A 16884-nucleotide genomic window follows, 5' to 3' on the forward strand; every position below is an offset into this window, starting at 1 on the left:
AGCGGTCCTCCCAGATCTCCCGCAGCACGCGCTCCGGGGTCGTCTCGGCGGCCTCATCGATACGGATGCGGCCCGACAACGCCACGATCATCGCGTCGAACACGAGTTCGGAGTATGCGTCCGAGGATGATGATTCCGCGGAATCGGCATCCTTCACGCCACGCAATTCCGCGAGTTGCTGCGCCACGAGTACCGTGTCGATCGCGCCGCGAACGCTCGATCCCTGCCGAACGTCGGGGTGCCGACGGGTCGCACGGGTCACCGCGACCGCATCGCCGATGAGACGCTGGCCGAACGGTCCTGTCGCGCCGGTGCGCAGCGCGACGATCGCCGCTTCAGCGTCGGCGTCCTGATAATCGACCGACAATCGGTTGAGGCGGTCGGAGACGCTCGTGGAGAGCCGCGTCGTGCCGATGTTGTCGTAGGGGTTCATCGACGCGATGACCCGGAACGTCGGCTCGGCTCTGATGCGTCCCACGCGGGGAATGGCGATCGACCGGTCGGCCATCGCGGTGAGCAGCGTGTTGATCGTGTCTTCGGGGGCGCGATTGAACTCCTCGATATAGAGGAAGCCGCCCTGCTGCATCGCCTCGACGAGCGGACCCGGCACGAAGTTGTCAGGGCTGTAATCCTCGCGGAGCACGCGGGCCGGGTTGTGATGGCCGACGAGCTTGGCGGGCGTGAGATCGGCGTTGCCCTCCACGAAGAGCAGCGGGATGCCCCATTCCGCCGTGATCGCGGTGAGGATCGTCGTCTTGCTCGTGCCCGGTGGTCCCTCCAGCACGATGTCGCGTCCCGCGGCGACGGCGGCGAGCGTCAATTCGAGCTCTCGCTCGCGCCCGACGAGGGCCGACGCGATGCGTTCTCGGCTCGCAACGATCGAATCGACGCCGGATGCCGCCGACTGGGCCTGCGAAGACGATCTCCCCTCCGAAAGTGCCATGTCCTTCTCCTCATCTCTCTGCCGAAAGTGCGCCACATCGCGCCTCGTGAGGCACACCGTCAGCCAGGCGCCCGCATCGTTGCGAGCGCCGGGGAGTGCGGGTCTCAGCCGGCGAGGTCGTGGGTGCCCTTCAGCGGCGCCTCGGTGGTGGCCGCCATCGTCACGCCGTGCGCTCCTCGATCATGTGGGAAGCCGCGAGCGTCTCGAGCGCCCGCAGGTATGTCGGCTGCGAGGCGAGCGGAACTCCGACCGCCTCGCACGCGGCGCGCGCCGACGGCGCATCGCCGAGAGCCTCGACGATGGCCAGGAGCGTTCGGTCCTTCAGAAACGACAGCTTCCGGGTGCCGAAGTGATACAGCAATGCGCCGAAGGGCTCGGGCCTCACGGAGACCTGTGGGTGCAACCGCCACGCAGAGTCTGCATTCACGGTCTGCGGCACCTCGGTCGCGGCCATCAATAGACGCCGCACATGCCGTCGATCGATACTTCCTCGACGAGCGAGTCGACCTCGATGACGCCGTATGCGACGGCCGTGGAATCAGTCGATCGGACTTGCCTATCCATGAGACGCTCCCTTTCGTGCCCGCCACCGGCGGCGTGCAGCCTGATGTGGACGATACTATGACACTGAGTGCCGAAGGGAAGAGCAACGGACGCGCACAGCAAGATCTTTCCGGTTGTCGATGGTCCGCGGCCGCGCATGGGTCGCGCGCCGGCAACGACACACAGCGAGCTCAGTCATCTGGCGCTCCAGATGTTCCTGGACCGGGGCTTCGATGAGACGACGGTCGACGAGATCGCCCGCGCCGCCGGAATCGGGCGCCGCACCTTCTTCCGCTACTTCGCGTCGAAGAACGACCTGCCCTGGGGAGACTTCGACAGCCTGCTCTCCGCTATGCGTGCGCAGCTGCGCTCCCTTCCCCCGGAGACACCGCTCATGGACGCCATTCGCGTGGCGGTGATCGAGTTCAACCGGTTCCCCGATGCGGAACTGCCATTCCATCGCGAGCGCATGCGGCTCCTTCTCAACGTGCCGAGCCTGGTCGCGCACTCGACGCTGCGCTATGCGGCATGGCGTCAGGTGATCGCCGCCTTTGCGGCGGAACGCCTCGGAAGCGACCCCGACACGCTGGAGCCGCAGTCCATCGCGTGGGCGTGCCTCGGACTCTGCCTCGCCGCCTACGAGCAATGGCTGAGCCAGGATGACGCAGATCTGCCCAGGTTGCTGGATGAGGCGTTCCAGCGACTCGACTCGGCGTTCGGTTCGCCGTGATCTCGCGCCCCGATGTCGTGGTCGTCGGCTCTGGCGGGTCGGGGGCGCCGCTGGCAGCACGGCTCAGTGAGGATCCGGAGCGGCGTGTGCTGCTGCTCGAAGCCGGTCCTGCGCCGGTCGGTGCGCGCGACTACCCACCCGAACTGCTCGATCCCGCGACCGTGCAGGGGGCCATGCCGGGGCATCCTGCCAATTGGTCGTACCTCGGTCACCTCACTGCGCAACTGCCGTACACGATCGCTCGCGGGCGAATCCTCGGCGGGTCCACTGCCCTCAACGGCGCCTACTTCGTCCGTGCGCGACCCGCGGACTTCGACGCCTGGGCGGAGATCGCCGGCCCGGAGTGGTCGTACGATGCGATGCTGCCTGTACTGCGCCGCCTCGAGACCGATCGGGACTACGGGGACGACGACGGGCATGGCTCGTCGGGGCCGATGGTCGTCGTGCGGCCGCCGCAGAACTCGATCCTCGCCGCCGCGTTCACGTCCGCTGCGCGCGAACGCGGGTTTCCCCTGGAGATCGACAAGAACAGGCCGGGTGCGGCCGGGGTCGGACCCGTGCCTGCCAATGTGCATCGTCCTCCCGGGGTATCCGGAGCCGTGCGGTGGAACACCGGCCTCGCCTACATCGATCCGGCCCGAGAGCGGCCGAACCTCGAGGTACGCGGGGGCGTGCGCGTCTTGCGGGTGCTGATCCGCGCGGGTCGCGCGGTCGGGGTGGAGACGACGGCAGGTCAGATCGAGGCCGGCGAGGTCGTGCTCTGCGCGGGCGCGATCGCGACGCCGCACCTGTTGCTGGTGTCGGGCATCGGGCCGCAAGCCGATCTTGCGGCCCTCGGTATCGATGTCGTCGCCGACCTGCCGGTCGGCGTCGCCTTCAGCGACCACCCCGATATCGCGGTCGGATGGCGGGCGCGGGGCCCGGTCGTCAGCTCGAGAGAGCGTGTCGCCTTCCCGACAGCCCTGAACCTGTCGTCGCAGCGCGTGCCATCGGCGCAGTCACCTCCGAACGAGCCATCCGAGCCCGCCACGGCCACCGATCTCGAGATCCTGCTGGCGGTGAAGCCGCTCGGGTATCTGCTCACGGGTGCCGCCCACCCGATGGGCGTCGGCGTACGCGCCGTATTGCGTCACCCGGTGCGGACGCTGCGCGCGCTGTTCGGTGTCTCAGCACGTCGCATGGCGCAGCAGATCTCGCATCGCGACGATATGCAACTCATCGTCGCGCTGCAGCAGCCGGTCGGCCGCGGTCGCATCACGATCACGTCCGCCGACCCCCTCACCCCCCCCAGAATCGACTACAACTACCTCCAAGAGGAAGCGGATCGCTCGCGGATGCGACTGGGCATCCGCACCGCCGTCGAGCTGTTGCGCACGACGGCGTTCGCGAGCGTGTTCGATGGACTCACCGAGCTCGGTGATGCTGAACTCGATGACGACGCAGAGCTCGACGCATGGATGCTCGGGCACCTCGGCACGGCGATCCATATGTGCGGATCGGCGCCGATGGGCGCCGTCGTCGACTCGCATGGACGCGTACACGGCGTTCCCGGCCTGCGCGTGGCCGACACGTCGATCCTGCCGTGGGTACCGTCGCGGGGCCCCGCCGCGACGTCCGTCGCGATCGGCGAGCGCATCGCGGACTTCATGCGTGCGGACGGCTGACCGCAGGCGGGGTGTGGGAGGCCGGCACCGCTGCACCGCTGCCGAGTGCGGTTAGCGAAGGGACTTCAGTTCGATGCCTGCACGGGTCTGCCGCGCCGACACCGTCGCGAACGAACGGTAACCGTCGGCTGCGGCCCGCTCGAGCAGGGCCTTGAGGTTCTTCGTGCGCTGCTCGACCCGCACGCGATGACCTTCGGCGATGAGGGCGGCCTTCAGCGCGACCAGATCGGCGACGGCGACATCTCGATCGTGAACGAGAACCAGAGAGGAGGCGTCGTCATCCCCTCCACCCGAGAGCAGATCGACGATTCGTTCGAAACCGATCGAGAAGCCGACCGCGGGCACGTCCTGACCGAGGAAGCGGCCGATCATGCCGTCGTAACGGCCCCCACCGCCGAGCGAGTAGTCGACGCTCGGGTGCGCGAGCTCGAAGATCGTGCCGGTGTAATAGCCCATCCCGCGGACGAGGAACGGATCGAACACCAACGGGCTCTCGGCGGTCGCAGTCGCATCGTCGGGCCGTGCGGCCGCGACGGCTTCGCCGATCGCGACGAGGTGGTCGACGATCTCGTCAGGTGCACCGGTGGGGAGGGCCCTGCGGATCTGGTCGTCGCCGTACGGGCGGTATTCGAGCGTCTGCGGACGGTTCATGAACGAGCGGAGGGCCTCGACGGCATCCGGCGATGCACCGCGGCCAGCGAGCTCGGTCACGACACCGCCGGCACCGATCTTGTCGAGCTTGTCGATCGTGATCAGCACGCCGGGCCGTTCTTCCGCCGTGAAGCCGAAGCTGTCCAGCATCCAATCCAGTGCCCGTCGATCGTTGATGCGGATGGAGCCGCCGTCCAGGCCCAGTGAATCGAGCGTGTCGAGAGTGGCGACGAGAAGTTCGGCTTCGGCCCGCGCGGTGGAATCGCCGATGATGTCGATGTCGCACTGGACGAACTGTCGGTAGCGGCCCTTCTGCGGGCGCTCGGCTCGCCACACCGGCGCCATCTGAATGGAGCGGAACACGGCGGGCAGCTCGGCGCGGTGAGTCGCGTAGAAGCGCGCCAGAGGCACGGTGAGGTCGTAGCGGAGACCGAGGTCGCTCAGCGCGCCCACGTCGACTGGCGCCGCGTCGTCGACCGCTGCGCGGATACCGTCAGCGTCGAGCCCGCGCTTGAGCACGTTGAACGCGAGCTTCTCGTTGTCGCCGCCGATGCCCGCGTGCAATCGCGCATACTCCTCGACCACAGGGGTCTCGATCTCATCGAACCCGTGCGCGCGATAGCGCTCACGGATGACGGCGAGCACCCGCTCTCGACGGGCCTTGTCCGCGGGGAGGAAATCGCGCATGCCGCGCGGCGGATTGACGGGTGCCACGGGGCTATTCTTCCAGGTCGGCCGCGGGCGATTCCTCCACGCCGGATTCCGCCGCGCGGATCTCGCCCTCCAGCAGCCGGATCGCCCCGCGGAGCGCGCGCTCGGCATCCCACCCCCGCAGCCTCGCGACCTCAACGAGCCGCAGCAGCGCACTGCCCAATTCGCCCTCCGTCTCGGGCGCGTGCCCGCGAGACACCGGATCTGCCCCGAGACCCCGGTCCACAGCGGGTGTCTCGGGGCGCTGCGCGTGTCTCGCGGGGGTGGGGAGGGCGGCGGCCCGGCTCAGGAGCTTCTGGGAGAGAGACAGCGACGGCATGTGGGGCGAGATTCCGTCCAGCACCGAGCGGCGGGTGTGCTTCTCGGCGGCCTTGGCTGCGTTCCAGTGCACCAGGACCTCTTCGGGCGTCGTGGCCACGGCATCCGCGAAGACATGCGGATGCCGCCGCATCATCTTCTCCGAGAGCATCGCAGCGACGTCGTCGATGTCGAACGGGTCATCGGGGTCCTCCGCTGCGATCGCCGCGTGGAACAGCACCTGCCACAGCAGATCGCCGAGCTCTTCGCGGAGGTCCGTGCGGGTGCCGACCTCGACGGCGTCGATCAGCTCGGCGGTCTCTTCGACGAGGTAGGGCACGAGATCGGCGTGTGTGATCCGCTGCGACCACACGCACCGATCTCGGACCGCGCGCATCGTATCGGCCGCGGCGCGCAGCGCGTCCGATCCGGTCAGGCCGTCCGCAGGATCCGTCGATGATGCCATGCCCGCCAGGATACGAGTGCAGCGGCCATGACGAGCGAGATCGCCGACCCGGCAAGTACCCCGAGTGTCGCCTGGTCCCGGATGCCGGGCGCTCCCGCGAAGGCCAGTTCGGACAGCAGCAGCGACACCGTGAACCCGATTCCACCCAGCGCGCCCGCGGCCAGCAGGTCGGCGAATGGCAGAGCCTGCGCCGGCGAAACGCGCAGGGCGCGCTGAGCGATCCACCCCGCGCCCGTGATGCCGATGAGCTTGCCGACCGGCAACGCGATGACCACACCCCAGAACGCCGGGGACAGCTCGGCGGCGGGGACCTGCGGAATCACGACGAGCGCCGCGACCAGCGCGAACAGCGGGAGCACGATCGCATTCACCCAGGGCTCTATCGCGCTGCGTGCCCGCAGCGCAGGCTGCTGGGCCATCGCGAGCCCGAGGACGACGCCCGCAATCGTCGCGTGCACACCCGACATGTAGACGGCGTACCACGTGCCGACACCCGTGATCACAAGGCCCGCGATCGCCCAGCGACGACCCCGCGTGTCGATGAGCCGACTGCAGAACGCGAACACCACGACGCACACGAGCGCGAGCAGGATCATCCCGAAGTCGACGTCTGAGGTGAAAAGCACAGCGATGAAGACGATCCCGACGATGTCGTCGAGGATCGCGAGGGCGAGCAAGAAGACCCGGACGGTGGGAGGCAGACCACGGCCGAACACCGCGAGCACGCCGAGCGCGAAGGCGATGTCGGTCGCGGTGGGAATCGGCCAGCCGGTCGCCGCATCCGACCCGGCCGCCACGGCAAGGTACACCGCAACGGGCACCACCACTCCCCCGGCGGCAGCGAGCGCGGGCAGCACCGCCCGCTTGGCCGAGTTCAACTGCCCGGTCGTGAGTTCGTACTGCAGCTCGACCGCCGCGGCGAAGAAGAAGATCGCGAGCAACCCGTCGGAGATCCAATGCCGGACCGACAGATCGATGAGGCCGGGGAGGCCGAGGTGCGCATCAGCGATCGCGAACGCCGCCGGCGCAGCGGGAGAATTCGCCAGAAGAAGGCCGAGTGCAGCCGCAACGAGCAGGAGGACGGCGGGAAAGCGAGCGGATCGCAAGAGTGCCATGAGCGCCTTTCGGGGTCGGGGACGCGAACGCCGACCAGACTTCCCGGCACACCCGGCACGATTCTAGCCGTGACATGCGCGAAACACCGGGCCGTTAGCGTGGGGGCATGCGCGATTCCACCCGCACCGAAGCCATCGACCTCGTCGGCCGCGGCGAAGCCGAGCAGGAGCTGCCCGAGCAGATGCGCGCCGACGTTCGCATGCTCGGCTCGCTGCTCGGCCGCGTCCTCCGCGAAAGCGGCTCGCCCGGTCTGTACGACGACGTCGAACGCCTCCGTCGGGCGACCATCGCCGCCTACACCGACGACTCCTCCGAGGCGTTCGAACGCGCCGCCGCGATCGCCGAATCATTCTCGGTCGAAAGAGCCGACGAAGTCGCGCGGGCCTTCACCGTGTACTTCCACCTCGTGAACCTCGCCGAGGAGCACCAGCGTGTGCGCGTGCTGCGCGAGCGCGACGGACGACCCGAGAAGGAGGATGCCACCGACTCCATCGCCGCCGCATTCATCCGTCTGGCCGCCGAGGTCGGCGACGACACAGCGCTCGCGCGCCTGCAGAGCATGCGCTTCCACCCCGTTTTCACAGCCCACCCCACTGAAGCGCGCCGTCGCGCCGTTTCCACGAGCATCCGGCGCCTGGTGACTCTCCTCAGCGAGAACGAGGCGTCGCTGCGCGGGGGCGCGGACGAGCGGCGCTCTCAGCGGCGGATGCTCGAGGAGATCGACACGCTCTGGCGCACGGCGCCGCTGCGTGGCGAGAAGCCGACGCCGGTCGACGAGGTGCGCGCGATCATGGCGATCTTCGACGAGACCCTCTACACCGCCGTGCCCCACGTGTACCGGCGCGTCGACGATGCCCTGCAGGGGCCGGCGGCCGGCGGGAGGGCACCGGTCATCCGGCCCTTCGTGCGTCTGGGAACATGGGTCGGAGGCGACCGCGACGGCAACCCGTTCGTGACAGCCGCGGTGACGAAGAAGGCGGCATCCATCGCGTCAGAGCACATTCTTCTGGGCCTGGAGAAATCCAGCCTCCGGATCGCGAAGACACTCACACTCGATGCCGAGACGACTCCGCCGAGCGATGGACTGCTGGCGCTCGCGCAGCGCCTCGCCGCCGCCGATGAAGACGGTGCGGCGGATGCCGCGAAGCGGGCCAAAGGCGAGCCGCACAAGCGCGTCATGCTCCTGCTCACCCGGCGCATCGCGGCAACCCGCCGCCGCGACGCGGACCTGGCGTATCGCGACCCCGAAGCGCTCCTGGCCGACCTGAGGACCGTGCAGGACTCGCTCACGGCCGCCGGCGCGCCCCGCCAGGCCTACGGTCATCTGCAACAGCTGCTGTGGCAGGTCGAGACGTTCGGGTTCCACCTGGCCGAACTTGAAGTACGCCAGCATTCCGCCGTGCACGCCAAGGTGCTCGACGAGTGCCGTGCCGGTGGCGTCCTCAGCGCGCAGGCCGAAGAAGTGCTCGAGGTCTTCCGCACCATCGCCCAGATCCAGAGCCGGCACGGCGTCCGCGCTGCCGGCCGATACATCGTCTCCTTCACTCAGTCCGCCGCAGACCTCGCCGCCGTGCACGAACTGGCCGGCTTCGCGGTCGGCCCGGGCGGCACCGCGCCGATACTCGATGTCATCCCGCTGTTCGAGACGTTCGCCGATCTCCAGGCCGCGCCCGGCATCATGGCCGAGATCGTCACGCATCCCGCCTTCGCCGCACGACTCGATGCGACCGAACGCCGCCTGGAAGTCATGCTCGGATACTCCGATTCATCCAAGGACGTGGGCCCGGTCGCAGCAAACCTCGCGCTGTACGAAGCGCAGGCCAAGATCGCCGCCTGGGCGCTGGATTCCGAGATCCAGCTCACGCTCTTCCACGGACGCGGAGGAGCGCTCGGCCGCGGCGGCGGCCCCGCCAACTCGGCGATTCTCGCGCAGCCGCCTCATTCGGTCGATGGACGGTTCAAGCTCACCGAGCAAGGCGAGGTCATCTTCGCTCGCTACGGCGACCCCGCCATCGCGATGCGCCACATAGACCAGGTCGCCGCGGCGATGCTCCTGGCATCGTCTCCCTCGATCGAGCAGCGCAACCGCGCCGCCGCCGAGCGGTTCGCGCCGATCGCACAGACCATGGACACGGCATCGCGCGCGCGATTCTTCTCGCTCGTGAAGAACGAGGGGTTCGCGCAGTGGTTCGCCACAGTCACCCCCATGGAGGAGATCGGTCTGCTCGCGCTCGGCTCGCGACCCGCCCGCCGCGGGCTGTCGGTCGAGTCGCTCGAAGATCTGCGCGCGATTCCCTGGGTGTTCGCGTGGTCACAGGCACGCATCAACCTCGCCGGATGGTTCGGGCTGGGCACGGCGCTGGATGCCGTCGGCGATGAAGATCTGCTGCGGACCGCCTACGCCGAGTGGCCGCTGCTGCGGACCGTCATCGACAACGTGGGGATGAGCCTGGCAAAGGCCGACCCGCGCATCGCGCGTCGCTACCTCGATCTCGGGGACCGCGACGACCTGGCCGCACTCGTGATGGATGAGATGCTGCTGACCCGGGACTGGGTCATCAGGATCACCGGGGGGGGCGGACTGCTCGCGAACAAGCGGGTGCTTCAGCGCGCAGTGAAGATGCGCAGCCCCTATGTCGACGCGCTCTCGCTGCTGCAATTGCGGGCCCTTCGCATGCTGCGGACGGGCGAGTCCGCCTCAGATGCCCCGCCGGAGTGGCAGCGCCTGCTGCTGCTGTCGGTCAGCGGAGTTGCGGCCGGGCTCCAGAACACCGGGTGACCCGCCGGTCGTGGAGACGGCGGAGAGAAGCGTCTGGGTCACGATCCTGCCCCTGACAGTCGCCGTAGGACGCTCAGGACACCGGTGCGGGCGCCGGCAGCGGGAAGAGCTGATCGAGCAGCTGGTGCACCCAGGCGATGAGATCGGCGTCGGCGAGATGTTCTCCGCCCGCTGAAGGCAGCGGCACGACCATCGCCTCGCCCCCTGCGAGCACCTTCGACTTCGGGTACAGGCGCTGCAGGCGCACCCGCAGCGAGTCGGCCTCCGGCGCGGGCGCGACGCGCAGATTCGGACCCATCGCCACGACATCGACCAGCCCGGACTGCGCCGCGCGGCGCCGCAGGCGAGCGACGGCGAGAAGACCCTCGACTTCGACGGGCAGAGCGCCGTAGCGGTCGGTCAGCTCTTCGGCGACGAGCTCGATCGCATCGTCCTTCGCGGTCGCCGACGCCGCGGCGGAGAGCTTCTGGTAGGCCTCGAGGCGCAGCCGTTCACTGTCGATGTAGTCGTCGGGGATCCGGGCGCCGACCGGCAGTTCCAGGCGCAGTTCAGCGGGTCCGTCGACGTCCTCACCGCGGAAGGTCGCGACGGCTTCGCCGATCATCCGGAGATACAGATCGAAGCCGACCCCCGCGATGTGGCCGGCCTGCTCGGCGCCGAGCAGGTTCCCGGCCCCTCGGATCTCGAGGTCCTTCAGCGCAACCTGCATGCCCGAACCGAGGTCGTTGTTCACCGCTATCGTCTCGAGCCGGTCCGCGGCAGTCTCGGACAGCGGCTTCAGCTCGTCGTAGAGGAAGTACGCGTATGCACGCTCGCGACCACGTCCGACGCGACCGCGCAGCTGATGCAGCTGGCTGAGCCCGTACTTGTCAGCGCGATCGATGATGATCGTGTTGGCGTTGGAGATGTCCAGGCCCGTCTCGATGATCGTGGTCGAAACCAGCACGTCGAACTTTCGCTCCCAGAATCCGTCGACCACCTCTTCGAGGGCCTTCTCGCCCATCTGACCGTGTGCGACGGCGACCCGCGCCTCCGGGACGAGTTCGGCCAGCTGGGCGGCGACGCGCTGGATCGACTGCACGCGATTGTGGACGAAGAAGATCTGGCCCTCGCGCAGAAGCTCGCGACGGATCGCGGCGGCGATCTGCTTGTCGCTGCGGGGGCCCACGTAGGTGAGGATCGGATGCCGATCCTCCGGCGGGGTTGCCAGGGTGGACATCTCACGGATGCCGGTGACCGCCATCTCCAGCGTCCGCGGGATCGGGGTTGCACTCATCGCGAGGATGTCGACGTTGGTCTTGAGCTTCTTCAGCGCGTCTTTGTGCTCGACGCCGAAGCGCTGCTCCTCGTCGATGATCATGAGGCCGAGGTCTTTGAAGAAGACCTTCTCAGTGAGTATGCGGTGGGTGCCGATGACCATGTCGATCTTGCCGTCGGCGAGACCTGCGAGAGTCTCACGCGCTTCCTTGTCGCTCTGGAACCGGGAGAGCGGACGGACCTGCACCGGGAAGCCGGCGAACCGCTCCTGGAAGGTCTCGATATGCTGCTTGACGAGCAGCGTCGTCGGCACCAGCATCGCGACCTGCTTGCCCTCTTGGATCGCCTTGAAGGCCGCGCGGACGGCCACCTCGGTCTTGCCGAATCCGACGTCACCCGAGAGAAGCCGATCCATCGGAACCGGCTTCTCCATGTCGGCTTTGACTTCGTCGATCGTCTGGAGCTGGTCGAGGGTCTCGGCGAACGGGAACGCCTCCTCGAGCTCGCGCTGCCAGGGTGTGTCCGGCCCGAAAGCATGGCCCTTGGCCGACATTCGCGCGGAGTAGAGCCCCACCAACTCGACCGCGATGTCGCGGACGGCCTTGCGTGCTCTGCCCTTGGCGGCCGCCCAGTCGCTGCCGCCCATCTTCGAGAGAACCGGCGCGTCGCCGCCGACGTACTTGCTCAGGAGGTCGAGCTGGTCGGTGGGTACCGAGAGCTTGTCGCCGGGATGCCCGCGCCTTGAGGGCGCGTACTCGATCACCACGTATTCGCGCGTGGTCTTGACGGCGTTGCGTCCTCCGGTCGACACCTCGCGCTGGACCAGTTCGACGAAGCGTCCGATGCCGTGCGTGGAATGAACGACCACATCGCCGGTCTTCAGCTGCAGCGGATCGACCACGTTCCGCCGACGCGACGCAAGCTTCTTCACGATGCGTCCGTCCGCGGCGATCGTGCGTCCGTAGAACTCGCTTTCCGTCAGCACGGCCAGCTTGGCGCCCGGCAGCTCGAAGCCGCTCTCGAGGTTCGCCACGACGCAGACGGCGACCCCCGGCTCGGGGACGACGTCGAGGCGATCGGTCGCGCGGGCGGCGATTCCGCGCTCGGCCAGGACATCGCGCGCACGGTCGACCAGACCCGCGCCGGAGGCCGTCACGATCACGCGCCAGCCGTCCGCGATGAGCCCGCCGACATGGCCGGTCGCGCCATCGACGTTCCCCTGAAACGAGGGAACCGGGTTCGCTGGGATGCGCACGACCGAGCCGTCGGCCAAGCCCTCCGCGGCGGCATCCGCCGCTCCCGAATCGAACCTGCTGAGCGTCCACCACTGCCCGCCCCGCTCACCCGTGGCCTCGTGCAGCTCAGGCAGGCTGAGGAAGTCGCCCGCACCGAGGTCGATCGGCATCTCGGCACCGGCGGTCGCAGCGCTCCAGGCCGCCTCGAGGAACTCGCGATTCGTCTCGCCGAGGGTGATCGCACGCGTCACCGAGCGCTCGGGGTCGACGACGGCGGCTGAGGTGCCGCGCGGGAGATAGTCCACGAGCGGGAGCACCGCGTCGGCGAGGGCGGGAAGGAGCGATTCCATCCCCTCGACCGGGATGCCGGCGCTCATCTTCTCAAGCATCCCGCGCAAACCCGGGAACTGCGGGATCAGATCGGCCGCACGCGCGCGCACGTCTGGAGTCAGCAGCAGTTCGCGACTGGGAAGAAGCGTCACCTTGGCGATGTCTTCGGGCAGCGACCGCTGGTCGGCAACGGAGAATGCCCGGATCCGGTCGATTTCGTCACCGAAGAACTCGACACGATACGGATGCTCGGCGGCCGGCGGGAAGACGTCGAGGATGCCTCCGCGCACCGCGAACTCGCCACGCCGCGAGACCATGTCCACGCGAAGGTAGGCCAGCTCCACGAGGCGACGAACCACGGCGTCGAGCTGCGTCCCTCGGCTGCCCACCCGCAGTTCGAGAACGCCCGCGTCGGTCAGTCCCGCCGCGATCGGCTGCAGCGCGCCGCGCACGGACGCCGTCACGATGAGTGGGGTCTCCCCCGTGAAAAGCGCCAGCTGGCTGAGGACGTCCAGGCGCCGCCCGACGGTCTCGGCGCTCGGGCTGAGTCGCTCATGGGGCAGGGTCTCCCAGGCCGGGAAATGCAGGACGGCAGCGTTCGGCAGAAGCGCCGCGAGCGCATCGCCGATACTCTCGGCACGCCGGCCGGTCGGGGCGATCACGAGGAGTGAGGCCGGGCGCCCCGCCGCAATGCGGCGCTCGAGCAGCGCAGCCAGCACAGGGGCATCGAGGCCGGCGATGACCGAGAAATCGGCGTCGGCAAGGGTCGCGGCAGCCGCGTCCTGAAACCATTCAGCCTGTGTGAGGGCGCGCACGATCCCGGAAACTGTCACCGGATGATTCTAGGGCGTCGGCATCCACACCCTCCGGCATCGTCCGTGCGCTGAATAGGATGGGGCCATGGTCGAGAACCCGACAGCGATGCCCCCCGCAGCGCCCGACCACCCGGGTTTCGCCGCATCCGTCGTGGCTGCGGCGGTCCCGCGCCCTTCGCTCCTCGGCGTGATCGCGCTGATCATCGCCCTCGTCGCTGCCGTCGGCGCGGCCGCCCTCAGCGCGATCACGGGCTTCGCAGCGGCCTACGGTGCCATGTCTCGCGCCATCAGCGTCTCCCCTGAAGGTCTCGAGAACCTGAGCAATGACCAGCTGCTGGCACTTCTCAGCCCGTTCCGGGGACTCGTGCTGTGGGCCGAGATCGGACTCGGGGCAGGAACGCTCCTCGGGATCTGGGCGGTCGCACAAGGCATCGTCGCGATCGCGTCGCGCCGCGGCCGCGGCCCTGCGATCGCGGCGGTGGTCGTCGCCTCGATCGGACCCGTCGTGTTCGCCGCCACCGTCGGAGCAGCCGTCCTGAGCGGGATCGCCGCCGGGGCGAACGCCGTCGGCTGACCGGGACTACTCCCGGGGCGCGTGAAATCGCTGCTGAGCGGCGAGAAGACCTTCACCGACAAGGAGTTCCACGGCATCCGCCGCATCCGCGAGCACGAGGGGCAATTCCTTGCGCTCGACTGCGCCGAAGGGTTCGAGCACCCAATCGGCCGGGTCCTGACGGCCGGGCGGACGGCCCACACCGACGCGGACACGGGTGAATTCAGGTGTCCCCAGCGCTTTCGCGACGTCTCGGACGCCGTTGTGGCCACCGTGTCCGCCTCCGACTTTCAGCTTGATCGAGTCGAACGGTATGTCGAGCTCGTCATGGACCACGATCACGCGCTCCGCCGGAATTGCGTAGAACTGCGCGAGCGAGGACACCGGCCCACCCGAGAGGTTCATGAAGGAGTTGGGCTTGGCGAGCACGACCTTCACACCGCCCGGGCGCAGCCACGTCTCGGCCACACGGGCCTGCGCCCTGTGTGCGCGCAGGACTTCGGAGCGACGCGCGGCCAGCTCATCGATCACCATCTGACCGACGTTATGACGGGTCGACGCGTAGCGCGGGCCCGGATTGCCCAATCCCACGACCAGCCATGCCTCTGCCATGTCTCCCTCTCGACGAAGAAACCCGCCCGCACCAGTATCGGTGTGGACGGGCTCCGGACTCGGATCGTCGCGTGGTTGCTACTCGGAGGCCTCAACCGTGGATTCGCCGGACTGCTCTTCTGCGGCGGCCTCGTCGGCGGCCTCGATTTCGTCCGCGGCGGTACTCGACGGCACGCCGACGGCCACGATGAGCGTCTCGGGCTCGGTGACCAGCGTGGCGCCTGCGGGCAGCTTCAGGTCGGCGGCAGAGATGCGCACGCCGTCCTCGAGGCCCTCGACGTCGACCTCGACGCTCTGCGGGATGTGCGTCGCCTCGACCTCGAGCGACACAGTGGTGTTGTCGAGGTTGACGATCGTGCCGGCGGCGGACTCGCCGACGACGACGACGGGAATGTCGACCTGGACCTTTTCGCCCTTCTTCACGACGAGAAGGTCGATGTGCTCGATGATCTGGCGCACGGGGTCCCTCTGGACGTCCTTCACCAGAGTCAGCTGCTGCGCGCCGGCGACGTCGAGCTCGAGCACGACGTTGGCGCGACGGATCAGCAGCGCGATCTGGTGACCCGGCAGGGCGACGTGCACGGGGTCGGTGCCGTGCCCGTAGATGACAGCGGGGATCTTGCCGGCGGCGCGCAGGCGGCGGGCGAAGCCCTTGCCGAAACTGTCGCGGACCTCGGCGACGACCTTGGTGTCGGTCTCAGTGGACATGATGTTCTCCTTGCGGGCGGGACGCCCTGGTATGGGTCTGCGGTTTCGACTCGAACGCACACGCGTGAGGCAGGCCGAGGGTTTCCCAAGAGCACATCACCGCGTCGATCACGGACGCCATCGCAGCATCCCTCGCCGAAGTACGGGTCCAACTGTATCAGCCCGCTACGATGGGCACGTCACGATTCGACGCACGCTGATCTGCCCCGACGGAGGCTCACATGGACTATGGCTGGCTCTCTCACGCGTTCATGTGGCTCATCGGCCTGCTGACGGCCGGTGCGACAGTCGGCACCATCGCCGCGCTCTGGTCGCTCGGTCGGTCGGGTTACCGGAAGGACTGAGTTCGGACCGCTGCGGGTCGCGTCAGCCCCGGCCCGAGTACGCTGAACGCTGAATCCCGACTCATCACTGAGGAGTTCGTCGTGCCCGACGCGTCCGTCCCCCCCGTCCCGCCCGTCGCGCCCACGGCAAACATCGGAGTCGTGGGACTGGCCGTGATGGGCTCGAACCTCGCACGCAATCTCGCCAGCCGCGACGGCAACACGGTCGCCGTCTTCAACCGCTCGCGTGAGAAGACCCGGACGCTGATCGCAGAGCATCCCGAGGCCGGCTTCGTGCCGACCACCACCTACGCGGAGTTCGCGGCAGCACTCCTGAAGCCGCGCACCGCGATCATCATGGTCAAGGCTGGCGGTCCGACCGACGCCGTGATCGATGAGCTCATGAGCGTCTTCGAACCGGGTGACATCATCATCGACGGCGGAAATGCGCTGTTCTCCGACACCATCCGCCGCGAGAAGACCGTCCGCGAGGCGGGCTTCAATTTCGTCGGCATGGGCGTCTCAGGTGGCGAGGAAGGTGCCCTGCTCGGCCCCTCGCTCATGCCGGGCGGCCCGGATGAGGCGTGGGTGACGCTCGGCCCGATCCTCCGCTCCATCGCCGCCGTCGCGGAGGGTGAGCCGTGCGTCACGCATGTGGGCCACGACGGTGCCGGGCACTTCGTGAAAATGGTGCACAACGGCATCGAGTATGCAGACATGCAGCTGATCGCCGAGGCGTACGATCTCATCCGGCGAGGCACGGGAAAGACCCCCGCCGACATCGCCGACGTCTTCGCCGAGTGGAACAGCGGCGAGCTCGAGAGCTACCTGATCGAGATCACGGCCGAGGTGCTGCGTCAGCGCGACGCTGCGACCGGGCGACCGCTCGTCGACGTCATCGTCGACGAGGCCGGCGCCAAGGGAACGGGAGCATGGACCGTCCAGACGGCGCTCGACCTGGGCGTGCCGGTCTCCGGGATCGCCGAGGCGACCTTCGCGCGCTCGCTCTCGAGCCGCCGCTCCCAGCGAAATGTGTCGAGCGAACTGCCCGGGCCGACAGAGGGGTCCTTCAGGGTCGCGGATTCAGATGCCTTCATCGAACAGGTGCGTCTCGCGCTCTACGCGTCGAAGATCGTCGCGTACTCGCAGGG

Annotated in this window: 15 protein-coding genes; 6 read left to right on the plus strand and 9 right to left on the minus strand. The window is 68.4% G+C overall.

Annotated features, from left to right (window positions below; all coding sequences use genetic code 11):
* From QZV81_RS07975 to mftA, 3 genes are all read right to left on the minus strand, one after another.
* Nucleotides 1-943 (minus strand): MoxR family ATPase (locus QZV81_RS07975; protein WP_292835405.1); only part of this gene is annotated, 943 nt, incomplete at its 3' end.
* 160 nt (nt 944-1103) lie between these two features.
* Nucleotides 1104-1397 (minus strand): mycofactocin biosynthesis chaperone MftB, encoded by a 294-nt coding sequence (gene mftB, locus QZV81_RS07980; RefSeq protein WP_292835407.1) that lies wholly within the window; start codon nt 1395-1397, stop codon nt 1104-1106.
* A complete protein-coding gene (mftA, locus tag QZV81_RS07985) occupies nt 1397-1507 on the minus strand; it encodes a mycofactocin precursor MftA (protein WP_292835409.1) in 111 nt (36 codons plus the stop codon). Before mftA ends, mftB begins: the two co-directional genes overlap by 1 nt.
* Before the next feature lie 67 nt (nt 1508-1574).
* On the opposite strand from mftA, the gene mftR reads away from it, so the two are divergent.
* Both mftR and QZV81_RS07995 read left to right on the plus strand, forming a co-directional pair.
* Nucleotides 1575-2216 (plus strand): mycofactocin system transcriptional regulator, encoded by a 642-nt coding sequence (mftR, locus tag QZV81_RS07990; protein ID WP_292835411.1) that lies wholly within the window; start codon nt 1575-1577, stop codon nt 2214-2216.
* Nucleotides 2213-3880, plus strand: a complete 1668-nt coding sequence (locus tag QZV81_RS07995; protein ID WP_292835413.1) for a GMC family oxidoreductase N-terminal domain-containing protein — start codon at nt 2213-2215, stop codon at nt 3878-3880. Before mftR ends, QZV81_RS07995 begins: the two co-directional genes overlap by 4 nt.
* Before the next feature lie 51 nt (nt 3881-3931).
* Here QZV81_RS07995 and hisS read toward each other — a convergent pair whose 3' ends face one another.
* From hisS to QZV81_RS08010, 3 genes are read right to left on the minus strand one after another with little or no spacing between them, the layout of a single operon-like run.
* Nucleotides 3932-5218 (minus strand): histidine--tRNA ligase, encoded by a 1287-nt coding sequence (hisS, locus tag QZV81_RS08000; protein ID WP_292835440.1) that lies wholly within the window; start codon nt 5216-5218, stop codon nt 3932-3934.
* A gap of 31 nt (nt 5219-5249) precedes the next feature.
* A complete protein-coding gene (locus QZV81_RS08005) occupies nt 5250-6005 on the minus strand; it encodes a MazG nucleotide pyrophosphohydrolase domain-containing protein (RefSeq protein WP_292835417.1) in 756 nt (251 codons plus the stop codon).
* Complete coding sequence (locus QZV81_RS08010) at nt 5972-7120, minus strand: Na+/H+ antiporter NhaA (RefSeq protein ID WP_292835420.1); 1149 nt, start codon at nt 7118-7120, stop codon at nt 5972-5974. The genes QZV81_RS08005 and QZV81_RS08010 overlap by 34 nt, the downstream gene beginning before the upstream one ends.
* Before the next feature lie 107 nt (nt 7121-7227).
* Here QZV81_RS08010 and QZV81_RS08015 point away from each other — a divergent pair, with 107 nt between their 5' ends.
* Nucleotides 7228-9900, plus strand: coding sequence for a phosphoenolpyruvate carboxylase (locus tag QZV81_RS08015; protein ID WP_292835423.1), 2673 nt, complete (start codon nt 7228-7230; stop codon nt 9898-9900).
* Nucleotides 9901-9973: 73 nt separating this feature from the next.
* Here QZV81_RS08015 and mfd read toward each other — a convergent pair whose 3' ends face one another.
* On the minus strand, nt 9974-13555 hold the full coding sequence (gene mfd / locus QZV81_RS08020; RefSeq protein ID WP_292835426.1) for a transcription-repair coupling factor: 3582 nt from the start codon (nt 13553-13555) through the stop codon (nt 9974-9976).
* Nucleotides 13556-13622: 67 nt separating this feature from the next.
* Between mfd and QZV81_RS08025 the strand changes: the two genes are divergently transcribed.
* Nucleotides 13623-14111: a hypothetical protein gene (locus tag QZV81_RS08025; RefSeq protein WP_292835429.1), complete on the plus strand. Its 489-nt coding sequence runs from the start codon at nt 13623-13625 to the stop codon at nt 14109-14111.
* Between the two features lie 6 nt (nt 14112-14117).
* Here the strand turns inward: QZV81_RS08025 and pth are convergent, their stop codons facing one another.
* Nucleotides 14118-14702 (minus strand): aminoacyl-tRNA hydrolase, encoded by a 585-nt coding sequence (pth, locus tag QZV81_RS08030; RefSeq protein WP_292835432.1) that lies wholly within the window; start codon nt 14700-14702, stop codon nt 14118-14120.
* 78 nt (nt 14703-14780) lie between these two features.
* Nucleotides 14781-15410 carry a 50S ribosomal protein L25/general stress protein Ctc gene (locus QZV81_RS08035; protein WP_292835434.1) on the minus strand — a complete coding sequence of 210 codons (630 nt, stop codon included), beginning with the start codon at nt 15408-15410 and terminating at the stop codon, nt 14781-14783.
* A gap of 221 nt (nt 15411-15631) precedes the next feature.
* Between QZV81_RS08035 and QZV81_RS08040 the strand changes: the two genes are divergently transcribed.
* Nucleotides 15632-15754 carry a hypothetical protein gene (locus QZV81_RS08040; RefSeq protein ID WP_292835437.1) on the plus strand — a complete coding sequence of 41 codons (123 nt, stop codon included), beginning with the start codon at nt 15632-15634 and terminating at the stop codon, nt 15752-15754.
* A 156-nt stretch (nt 15755-15910) separates the two neighbouring features.
* On the plus strand, nt 15911-16884 hold a 974-nt coding region (gndA, locus tag QZV81_RS08045), incomplete at its 3' end, for an NADP-dependent phosphogluconate dehydrogenase (protein WP_292835443.1).

Source organism: Microbacterium sp. (assembly GCF_011620665.1).
Taxonomy (GTDB): Bacteria; Actinomycetota; Actinomycetes; order Actinomycetales; family Microbacteriaceae; genus Microbacterium.

Coding starts and splice junctions, on each gene's coding strand:
- mftB (WP_292835407.1), bottom strand. CDS start 1,397: ATGGCCGCGACCGAGGTGCCGCAGACCGTGAATGCAGACTCTGCGTGG.
- mftA (WP_292835409.1), bottom strand. CDS start 1,507: ATGGATAGGCAAGTCCGATCGACTGATTCCACGGCCGTCGCATACGGC.
- hisS (WP_292835440.1), bottom strand. CDS start 5,218: ATGCGCGATTTCCTCCCCGCGGACAAGGCCCGTCGAGAGCGGGTGCTC.
- QZV81_RS08005 (WP_292835417.1), bottom strand. CDS start 6,005: ATGGCATCATCGACGGATCCTGCGGACGGCCTGACCGGATCGGACGCG.
- QZV81_RS08010 (WP_292835420.1), bottom strand. CDS start 7,120: ATGGCACTCTTGCGATCCGCTCGCTTTCCCGCCGTCCTCCTGCTCGTT.
- QZV81_RS08015 (WP_292835423.1), top strand. CDS start 7,228: ATGCGCGATTCCACCCGCACCGAAGCCATCGACCTCGTCGGCCGCGGC.
- QZV81_RS08025 (WP_292835429.1), top strand. CDS start 13,623: ATGGTCGAGAACCCGACAGCGATGCCCCCCGCAGCGCCCGACCACCCG.
- pth (WP_292835432.1), bottom strand. CDS start 14,702: ATGGCAGAGGCATGGCTGGTCGTGGGATTGGGCAATCCGGGCCCGCGC.
- QZV81_RS08035 (WP_292835434.1), bottom strand. CDS start 15,410: ATGTCCACTGAGACCGACACCAAGGTCGTCGCCGAGGTCCGCGACAGT.
- QZV81_RS08040 (WP_292835437.1), top strand. CDS start 15,632: ATGGACTATGGCTGGCTCTCTCACGCGTTCATGTGGCTCATCGGCCTG.